6 protein-coding genes and 1 pseudogene are annotated in these 9,796 nt (G+C 65.1%); 1 reads left to right on the top strand and 6 read right to left on the bottom strand.

The features are described 5' to 3' along the window. Positions 1-71: 71 nt before the first annotated feature. The 6 genes from K309_RS38315 to K309_RS0132315 all read right to left on the bottom strand — a co-directional run bounded on the left by K309_RS38315 (position 72) and on the right by K309_RS0132315 (position 8,232). A complete protein-coding gene (locus tag K309_RS38315) occupies positions 72-1,085 on the bottom strand; it encodes a tyrosine-type recombinase/integrase (RefSeq protein WP_232232594.1) in 1,014 nt (337 codons plus the stop codon). A gap of 250 nt (positions 1,086-1,335) precedes the next feature. Beyond that, positions 1,336-2,730 carry an ABC transporter ATP-binding protein gene (locus K309_RS0132335; RefSeq protein ID WP_029050143.1) on the bottom strand — a complete coding sequence of 465 codons (1,395 nt, stop codon included), beginning with the start codon at positions 2,728-2,730 and terminating at the stop codon, positions 1,336-1,338. 8 nt (positions 2,731-2,738) lie between these two features. Then, entirely contained in the window at positions 2,739-3,491 is a 753-nt protein-coding gene (locus K309_RS38310) for an ABC transporter permease (protein WP_369796563.1), read from the bottom strand. Positions 3,492-3,535: 44 nt separating this feature from the next. Continuing rightward, positions 3,536-4,555 (bottom strand): ABC transporter permease, encoded by a 1,020-nt coding sequence (locus K309_RS0132325; RefSeq protein ID WP_035878732.1) that lies wholly within the window; start codon positions 4,553-4,555, stop codon positions 3,536-3,538. Continuing rightward, the gene (locus tag K309_RS38305; protein WP_232232593.1) at positions 4,552-5,898 is read right to left on the bottom strand and encodes an ABC transporter substrate-binding protein; all 1,347 of its coding nucleotides are present in this window, start codon (positions 5,896-5,898) and stop codon (positions 4,552-4,554) included. The genes K309_RS0132325 and K309_RS38305 overlap by 4 nt, the downstream gene beginning before the upstream one ends. Positions 5,899-6,126: 228 nt before the next feature. After that, on the bottom strand, positions 6,127-8,232 hold the full coding sequence (locus tag K309_RS0132315; RefSeq protein WP_029050141.1) for a TonB-dependent siderophore receptor: 2,106 nt from the start codon (positions 8,230-8,232) through the stop codon (positions 6,127-6,129). 367 nt (positions 8,233-8,599) lie between these two features. On the opposite strand from K309_RS0132315, the pseudogene K309_RS38300 reads away from it, so the two are divergent. Next, positions 8,600-9,457 (top strand): annotated as a pseudogene (locus K309_RS38300) (TonB-dependent receptor plug domain-containing protein); the annotation flags it as partial. Between the last annotated feature and the right edge of the window lie 339 nt (positions 9,458-9,796).

Here is a 9,796-nt window from a genome sequence, read left to right as displayed (position 1 = left end):
TCAGATTCCTATTCGATCTGGGAGTTCTGCACGCAGCACAATTCTTCCGACGCCTTGCTGCGCCTTACCCTTCAACATTCTGCAGGCCGGACTATATAGTGCCGCAGCCAGTGCGTCGAGGCGCGGCGCAAGGTGGCCGCGCCTGCCGGATCGGTTGGCTCAAGCGTGTCGGCGGTCCGGCGGAAGATTTCCTTGGCGATCAGATAGATGGCGGTTGGCGTCAGGTGCCGCTCGTCGTCGCCGGCGACGCTCATGACGGCTGGCGTGTCTTCGGCTGGCAACGGCATCGGTGGCAACCCATGGAACGTGCGGTAGCGGGCGAAGTCGGCCATCAGGGCATCCGCGACCGGCACTTCGCCCTCCGTGCCGCCCTTGCCGATCACGTGCAGCCACCAGCGGCTGCGGCGCTGAAAGAAGTCCCCGGCCTTGGCGTTGGCAGCTTCGCTGGCGCGCAAGGCGGTGTGATACAGCAACCGAACCAGCCATCGGCTGCGCTCGTAATGCTGGCACTCGCGTGAAGTACCCTGCGGCCAGGTCTCGACAGCATCAAGGACGGCCTGCCACAGCGCGTGATCGAGGTAGCGCTCCACCCTGCGGCTGCGCGCCGGGCCAGAGGCATGGATGCGTCTGAGCGCCAATGGGTTACCGGCGAGGTAGCCGGCGGCCACCAGGTAATTGAGTAGCCCGCACAGGATGCCGAGTGCCTGGCGCCGGCTGCGCTCGGACAGCGGCCCGTTGAAGAGGCGCCGCGCGCCCCCGCGCCGTGGCAGGGCGGGATCGGCCCAGTCTGCGGACGGCGCCGCCAGAAACTGTTCATAGAGCAGGAAATCCTCACGCGTGAGGCTCGACAGCGGCTTGCCCAGTGTCCGCGTCGCCCAGACCAGCAGCCGTACCACTTCCCTGCGGTAGCTGCGCAGCGTGTGCGGCGAGCCGGCGTACTCGGCCAGCCACAGACGGACGGCCTCGATGTCGGTGTCGGCTGCGATCAGCCGGTTGGCGCCGCGCGCACGGTTCGTGCCGTCGTGGCCATCGAGTGCGCTCGGCAGTTCAAGAGGGTCGGCCGGAATTCGTGAAATTTTCGCCAAATATCGTCTAAATCATTGATTTGTAACTAAAATTTCGTGTCTGAGTCAGCGCATCGCCACGCGCCATGGGCACTGGCCGGCTAATCGTCTCGGACGACCTTACTCGGCCGGTTCGCCCACCGGGCTGACCTGTACAGGTCGAACTTCAGTCGTTCGCAGACAGGAGGCCCCACGCGCGCTGGGGTAAGAAATGAAAGCGCGTGATATGAATATTCGCAACTCGCTCGCGCTTGCCGAGCGGCATGAGGCCCTAGAAGGGCATCTCGACCTGCCGATGCGCAACACTGATCGCGATGTGTGGGTCGTGTGTGACCAGCATGAGTGCGCACCCACAATCCTGCGTGACATCTGCAATGACGTCCATTACTTCCTTCTGGGTAATCGGGTCGAGCCGTGACGTCGGCTCGTCGGCGAACAGGAACACCGGGTCCAGCAGCAACGCGCGCATCAGCGCGAACCGCTGCAGCTCACCGCCAGACACCTCCGCGGGGCGCCGGCCAAGGAGCGCCGGGATCAGGCGCATTTGCTTCATCAGGGGCGCAATCCTCGCGCGCTCGAGACGATGGCGCCCACAAAGATCATCGAGCGCATGGCCTATCGAGCGCCGGGGGGCGAACGCCGCAGTGGGATCCTGGTAGATCTTCTGGTAACGGACGGGCTCGAAATCGGACTGCCGGAGCACGGTGCCTGCATCCGACGCCACCAGACCCAGCAGCACGTTGCCAAGCGTCGATTTCCCGCTGCCGCTCGGGCCGGTGACAGCGATCCGGTCGCCGGCGTGCAGCGCAAGATCCAGCCCTCGAAACAGTTCGCGCGAGCCGAAGCGCTTGCTCAGGCCGGCAGCAGCCATCACCTCTCGCCCCGCTTGCCCGCGTGGGCGCATGGGCCACGCTTGGGGATCCGCGGCGATCAGCGCGCGGGTGTATTCGTGCCGGGGTGTCGCCAGTACGGCATGGGCGGGTCCGTCTTCCACGATCCTGCCGCCGAGCATCACGGCAACGTCGCCGCCGAGCGCCCGCGCTACGGCGATGTCATGCGTGATGGTCAACACCGCACAGCCTGCTTGCAGCGCTTGCTGCAGGCGAGATACGACTTCATCGCGGCAGACATGGTCGAGTCCCTTCGTGGGCTCGTCGACGATCAGCACGGGTGCCCCGCCAGCACGTGTCATCGCAAAGGCTGCGCGCTGGGCCATGCCACCTGAAAGCATGCCGGGCCAGGCGTCGGCGGCATGAGCCAGGCCAAGCGTGCGCAACTCATCGACCGCCTGGCGACGGGCGTCCATGTGGGATTGCCCATGCACGAGCCCATAAACCTCGGCCAGCTGCGATGCGACCCGCATGGTCGGGTCGAGCGCGAGCCAGGGCTCCTGCGGAAGCAGCGCCAACTGGCGGCCCCACATCGGCCGGCGCGCGCTGGCATCGTCTGCATTGAACGATTTTCCCGCCAGCGCAATCCGTCCGCTGGCACGCAGTCCGCGAGGCAAGGTTCCCATCACCGCCTGTGCCAGCAAGCTCTTGCCGGAGCCGCTTTCGCCCAGCAAGGTCAACGCCTGTCCCGCCTGGAGTCCGAAGGAAACCGGGCCGAGCAGTTGTCCTTCCGCGCTTCGGACGCACAGACCGGCAATCTCCAGCAGCTTGTGCATATCGCGACTCATCTGGCACCGCTCCGTACGCTACTGTCGCTGAGCAACACCAGGGCCAGCGTGGCCAGCGTCAACACCACGAACGGACTGGCCATGATCCATGGTGCATCCGCGGCATAGGGCAACAGTTCAGTCATCATCAGGCCGAGTTCCGCCGCCGGGGGCTGGGCTCCCAGCCCGACAAAGCCCATCGCCGCGAGCGCGAGGATGGCCGCGCCAGCACCGAAGCTCATCAAGGTCCCGAGCAGCGGCAGCAATTCAGGCAGGACATGACGAGCGAGGATGTATCGCGGCCCGAAGCCGAGCAGGCGCGCGGCCTCCACATGGTCGCTGGCCAGCAGCACCGTGGCTGTGGCACGTGTCACGCGGAAGTACTCTACCCAGAGGACCAGCGACAAGCCGACGTAGAGGGGCCAGAAGGCGCCGGGGGCAAAAGCGCTGAGCAGCAGCACCAGCAGCAGGCCGGGCAGCGCCAACACCGCGTCGGCAATCGCGCCGATGATGCGTGCGGTCCAGCCGCCATGCCATGCGGCAATCAGGCCCAGCAGCGTGCCAGGCACCGCTGCCGTAAGCACGCTCAGCAGCGCCAGGCCCAGGGAGAGGCGGCTGGCACTGGCGAGGCGGGCAAGCATGCTGCGCCCCAGATGGTCGGTGCCAAGCGGCTCCAGCAGGCTCGGCGCTTGCAAGACGCCATACAAGTCTTGCTCGAACGGCGCGCGCTGGGCCAGCCAGGGGCCCGCCAGGGCAAACAGCGCCAGCACCAGCAGCAACGCTATGCCAACGCATCGACGTGTCAGTGCGCCCATCACGCCCTCCTTGCGATGCGCAGCCGCGGATCAATCCACGCGCAGACGAGGTCCACGAGGGTGTTGAGGCCCACGAATAACAGCCCCATGACGAGGGCGGTGCCCTGGATCATGGGCACGTCACGGCCAAAGATGGCATGCACCAGCGCGTGACCGATGCCGGGCCATGCGAACAGCGTCTCGATCACGACTACGCCTTCCACCAGATAGACGAGCTGCACGCCAACGTAAGCGACCAGGGGAATGGCGGCATTGCGGATGCCGTGCCGCAGCAGCGCCTGTCGGTCGTTCAAGCCTTTCGTCCGCGCAAACTGGAAGTACGCCGAATCGGAAACGGAGGCCATGGCGTCGCGTGCGACGCGCATGGCCGTGGCCGCGAGCGCAAGCCCCAGTGTGATGGCTGGCGCGATAAGCGTCCCATGCTCATGATGGCCACCCGCGGGCATCAGGTTCCAGTCGATTGACAGCAGCGATACAAGCATGATGCCGAGCACGAACGGCGGCATGGCGCGCAGCAGGACCGAGGCGACCAAAGTGGCGCGATCTGTGACCCCACCCTTGCGCATGCCTGCAATCAGGCCAAGCGGGACCGCGATCATGCAGGAAACGCCCAGCGCGGAGAGGGCAAGCAGGATGGTGTGCCCCAACTGATGGGCGATCTCGTCGATCACCGGAGCGCCGGTGACCGCTGACACGCCGAGGTCCAGCTGCAGGAGTCGAGCCCACCAACCCAGCAGCGCATGATGCCAAGGCTGGTCGAGTCCGAGTTCGAGCCGTACGGCTTCGGCTGCCTGTGCCGTGACCATGTCGTAGCCATAGCGGCCCGCTGCGACCCGGAACGCCATGTCACCGGGCAGCAGTCGCATCATCATGAAGCTGAGCGTACCGACGAGCGCGGCCACGATCAGCGCCTGGATGCCGCGGTGCACCAGTATGTTGCCCGAGGGACGAGTGGCTCGGCCAGCTCGCGATACTTGTCCCGACACTTGCGCTGCCACCGGTATGGACCTGTCGTTCATGATTTCCACTGCATCTGGGTCAAGCGGTAGGTGCGCTCGTACGGGTCGATCGACACGTTGTCCAGCCGAGGGCTGGCGGCGAGTGTCTGGCGATACCAGACCACCGGGATCAGCGGCAGGTCCTGCTGCAGGATCCCGGAGATCTGGCTGCGCATCGCCTGCGATTCCCGCGCCTCGGGGGCCGCGGCCAGTGCAGCCAGCGCTTGCGTGACGCCAGCAGCAGACCAGCCCATTGCCCCCCAGTCGCCACCATTTGCACCGAAGTCCTGGGCGACGGTTCCGTATGCATCCGGCACGACACCGTAATTGCGCGCCAGCAAGCCGATCTCTAGCGTGCCGTCGCGGTGCGCGAAGGGAATGTCGCTGGAATTGCCCACGGCAACCCGGACCTGGATGCCAACCAGCCGCAACTGCTCCTGGATCGCCGTCGCAATGACCGGCAGTTCGGGGCGGTCGGGAAAGGTGCGAAGCGTCAATGCGAAGCGGGCGTTACCCCGGCGCAGAATGCCGTCATCGCCGGCACGCCAGCCGGTGCTGGCCAGCAGGCGACGCGACTCGGTGCCATCGTGTACCAATGGGGCGAGTGCGGGGTCGTGCCAGCCGGGCAGCGATGGCGGGAACAATTGTCCGGCGGCCAGCTCAGGGGCGCGCAAGATCGCACTGGCGATACCGCGACGGTCCAGGGCCAGTGACAGTGCGCGCCGCGTGGCAGGCTCGGCCAGGAACGGATGGGCAAGGTTGAGCTTGAGCGATGTGGTGCGCGGAACCGTGACAGCGTGGATCCGTACACCCGGAAGGCGTGCCAGGCGAGCGATGCTTCCCGGGTCGAGGCCATAGGCAAGTTCGGCCTGGCCGCCCTCAGCCATGAGCGCGCGCATCTCCGCTCGCCCGACCGAAAGGTACTCCGCGCGCGTCACGGCAGGCTGCTGGCCCCGCCATGCCGGAAAGGCCGAGACGGCGAAGCGCTGAGGCGGCTCCAGTTCGACGATGCGATACGGGCCGGTGCCCACAATGGCGCGGACAATGCCGCCGGGACCAAATGATGCCGGCCCGAGCACCTGCGTGCTGCTGTGGGACAGCAGCGCCAGCAGCGGCGCGAACGGCCGCGTCAGCCGGATCCTGATGGTCGCGGGCTCCGCGACGATTTCAGCGACAGGCGCGTGCGCCAGTACGCCCGCGGCGTGCCGGGCGCGCTCGAGCGCGGCCACAACGTCGGCAGGTCGTACCGCCGAGCCGTCATGAAAGCGTGCATTCGGCTGCAGTGAGAAGCGCCATAGCAGGCGGTCGGCAGGATACCTGCCAAGCGGCGGCCAGGCCCGGTTGTGGCTGGCCTTGCGTGTCATAGTCGACCAGTGTCTCGGTCACCTGCATCCGTGCAAACAGATAGCCGTTGCGCAGCGGATCGACACTCGACAGCTCCCACGGGCCAATGATCCTCAACAGACGGTTCGACGACGGCTGCCCATGCGCCCGCCTGGAGCCAGGAGACGCCATTGGCAACAGTGCCGCGGCACGCAGCAAGTGGCGCCGCAGCGGCGAGTGCGCAGACAAGGGGATCGGGATCATAGGTCTCAATAGCTCAACCGCAGCCCGAGGCGCACCGTTCGGCCTGCACCCGGCGCTACCCAAACGCTGCTGTAGGAACTGGTGTAATAGGTCCGGTCGAACAGGTTGTTGACATTGAGCGTAACCCTCACTGTCTTGCTGTACTGCCAGTAGGCGAGCAGGTCGGCCAGCGTGTAGGCGGGCAAGGAAAAGCTGTCTTGCGGATCGCCAGAGCGCTTGCCGACGTAGCGCACGCCTGCACCCACGCCGTAGCGCTGGCCGATGGGGGCCTGGTCCTCGAATATCGCCATCACGCTGCCGCTGGTGCGCGGGATGTTGGCCAGCGGGGTGCCGGGAGCCAGCCGTGCGTCCTGCGTAATTTCGGCGTCGGTATAGGCAAAGTTGCCGGTCACGCGCCAATGGGTTCCCAACTGGCCGGCCACGTCGAGTTCGACCCCACGGCTGCGCGCCTCGCCGGCGGCCACCTGGAATGCCGCATCGTTCGGATCCGTGGTCAGCACATTACGCTTGCGGATGTCAAACACCGCCAGCGTCGCACTGGTGCGACGGTCGGTGCTGTCGAATTTGACGCCTGCCTCGGCGGCACGCCCATGCTCCGGAGCGAAGGCATTGCCGCTCGCATCGCTGCCCGCATTGGGGCGGAACGAGCGGCTCACGTTGGCGAACAGCGAGAGGTTCTGGCTTGCCAGATAGGTCACGCCGATCCGCGGCGACATCGCAGTCTGATGCTGGCTCGTCGTCGTGCCGCGCAGCCGGTTATCGAGCGACTGGTTGTAGATGTCGAAGCGCGTGCCGGCCAACAGGCGCCAGCGCTCGCCCAATTGCATCTGGTCCTGCGCGTAGAGGCCGACATTGGTCTGGCGCTCATAGGTGTCGGTGTTCGGCAGCAGTGCGGGAGGCGCCTGGCCATAGACTGGCTGGTAGATATCGATCGCGTTCGGCGCAGTGGTGGAGGGATTGCGGCGCAGCATCACCTGCGTCGTGCTGAAGCGATAGGTATCGACGCCAATCAGCAACTCATGATTAACGGCACCGGTGGCGAACTTGCCGGTAACATCGGCTTGCAGCGACACATCGTCCGACTGGTAATCGCGATAGCGGCGCTGGCGCGTCAGCGTTCGGTCATCGGCCAGCAGCGTACTGGCTTCGGTGGAATAGCCCTCCAGGCTGCCGCCCCGATAGGCCATGGCGACGCGCCCCTTCCAGTTGTCCGAGAACTGGTGCTCGACTGATAGCTGGTGCGACTGGCTGTCGAGGCGAATGTCGCCATCGTTTGGCTCGCCCAGGAAGCGCGAACGCTGCACGGCGCCGAGCCGGCCGTCAACGGCCACCACGCCACGGTCCAGTGGCACGGTATAGCGCTGCAGTTCGGCCGCATACTGGATAAACGTGTCGGCACCGAGCGCCCACGTAACCGACGGTGCCAGCAGGTAACGCTGGCTGTTGACGAAATCCCGCGTGCTGCCATCGTGCTCGGCAACGGCAATCAGGCGGCCGGCCACGTTCTCGCCCAGCGCGCCGGTGACGTCGGCTGCCGCGCGGTAATGGTCCTGGTTGCCGGCTTCCAGCTCGTAGGTCTGGCTGGGCTTGAACTGCGGCTGCCTGGTGACGATGTTGATAACACCGCCCGGATCGCTGCTCCCGTAGAGCGAAGATGCCGGCCCCTTCAGGACTTCGATGCGCTCGACGGTCGCGGTATCGCGTGGCGCGGTATAGCCACGGTTTGCCGCAAAGCCGTTGACCAGGTAGCCGGCGCCGGTGTTCTCGTTGCCGGTGAAGCCCCGCAACGCATAGTTGTCCCACAGTCCGCCAAAGTTGTTCTGACGCGAGACGCCGCTCGCATAGTTGTAGGTATCCGCCAGGCGCGTCGCCGCAATGTCATCGATCAGCGCGCGCGATAGCACCCGGACAGACTGCGGGACCTCGCGCAATGGCGTCTCGGTTCGCGTCGCACCGGTGGCATAGGGCGGCGCATAGCCTCGTTCCGCTGGATCTGTGACGACAACCTCCGGAAGCGTGGCCTCCTCGGCATCAGCCGGCGCAGCCATGACGAAGGTCACCACCAGCAGCATCGCTTGAGTCAGGATCGACGGCGACCGCGTATTGGACATGAAGATTTCTTGTTGCAACAAAGTTGCATATAGTAGCAACTGTCAGGCGCCGCTTCCAGTACTTTCTTTGAGCCGGACAGCCGACCGCCATTCATACAAAGAAATGGTGACGGCTGTAAGCAACCCCGTACCTATCGGATGCACATCATCGGTGCATACATCTGCCGCGCGCCTGAACAGGAACCAGTGCGCGCCGATCAGTCCGCAATCGGCGTTCCACGTGCCTTGCGCCACTTCGGCATTCTGTTGCTGGCATGCGTCGCTGTGTCACATGGCGAACGCTCCTTGCCCTCCGTATTCTTCGGGGCCGCATGATAATCACGGAAGCCTTGCCCAAGAATGCAGGCAGTCCGCGGGGAGGAAAACAATGAAACGAGCCAGGTCGTGGCACCGGGTAGCTGTACTGCCGGCGGCCGCGCTCACAGGCGCCGCACTGGCGCAACCGTCCAGCGAGCCCGCATCGGAAGCGGCAGTTCCGACGCTGCCAACCGTGACCGCAACCGCGGCAGCGGCAGGTTCACTGACAGCGCCGGGTATTGCGCAGCAACGCCAGTCGCTGTTCCAATCCGCCGGTTCGGTCGGATTCGTCGATGCCGCCTCTTACTCGAATACCTACGCCAGCGACTTGAGGGATGTGCTCAAGGACGCTCCAGGTGTCTACGTCCAGGAACGCTATGGCCAGGAACTGAGGCTCTCGGTGCGCGGCTCCGGCATCGCGCGGGGCTTCCACACGCGCGGCATCGAAATCCTGCAGGACGGCGTGCCCACCAACTTCGCCGATGGCAGCGGTGATTTTTACCAGATCGACCCCCTCGCGCTATCGGCGGCGGAGATCTACAAGGGCGGCAACGGGCTGGCCTATGGCGGCACCACGCTGGGAGGCGCCATCAACTTCACCACGCCGACCGCGCTGACCGCCGAATCATCCAATATGGTGCGGGTCGATGGCGGCAGCTTTGGTACGGTACGGGCAGACGGCCAGGTGTCGCGTCAGATCGGTGCTTTCGACTTTCTGGCCAATCTCAGCGTTGCCCACTCCGAGGGCTACCGTGCGCACGAACGCGGTCAATACGAGCAACTGAACGCAAATTTCGGCTATCGCTTCAGCCCTGCTGTTGAAACGCGTTTCTATTTCGGCGCCTACATCGTCGACCAGCTGCTGCCGGGCGCGCTCACATTGAACGACGCGCTCAACGATCCGCGAAAGGCCTCGGGGAGCGCCCTAGGGAAACGCTTATGTGGACGCCTCCCGGATTGCAAGCCGATTGACATGGTGGTCGACAGGTGAAGGCAGCACGCTTATGTCCGGCCCTTTTGTGCAGGCCGCTCAGCCTGCTGGCCCATATGGAATTCGCTGGCGAGGTCCTCATCTGATCATCGAGCGTTGCTGCTCACATTCCCTATCGGGTTTTCCTCGCCCCGGTCCAACCTGTTAGCCATCATGCGATCAATGCTTGCGCTCCTTGAGAACAAGTCAGTTCAGACGGATTGTCGGGGGCACGCACCTGGCTATACAGCCATGGCGGGTGCCGTGTATCTCGTATCCCTTGCTAGCACCGACCAG

The sequence above is a fragment of the Cupriavidus phytohabitans genome, from assembly GCF_000426345.1.
In the GTDB taxonomy this organism is placed as follows: Bacteria; Pseudomonadota; Gammaproteobacteria; order Burkholderiales; family Burkholderiaceae; genus Cupriavidus.
The sequence above is the reverse complement of the archived record's forward strand: the minus strand, read 5'-3'. Positions and strand labels throughout refer to the sequence as shown.

What these genes read in the sequence shown, in the direction of transcription:
- K309_RS0132335 (WP_029050143.1), bottom strand. Translation starts at nt 2,730, where the DNA reads ATGCACAAGCTGCTGGAGATTGCCGGTCTGTGCGTCCGAAGCGCGGAA.
- K309_RS0132325 (WP_035878732.1), bottom strand. Translation starts at nt 4,555, where the DNA reads ATGAACGACAGGTCCATACCGGTGGCAGCGCAAGTGTCGGGACAAGTA.
- K309_RS0132315 (WP_029050141.1), bottom strand. Translation starts at nt 8,232, where the DNA reads ATGTCCAATACGCGGTCGCCGTCGATCCTGACTCAAGCGATGCTGCTG.
- K309_RS38305 (WP_232232593.1), bottom strand. Translation starts at nt 5,898, where the DNA reads ATGACACGCAAGGCCAGCCACAACCGGGCCTGGCCGCCGCTTGGCAGG.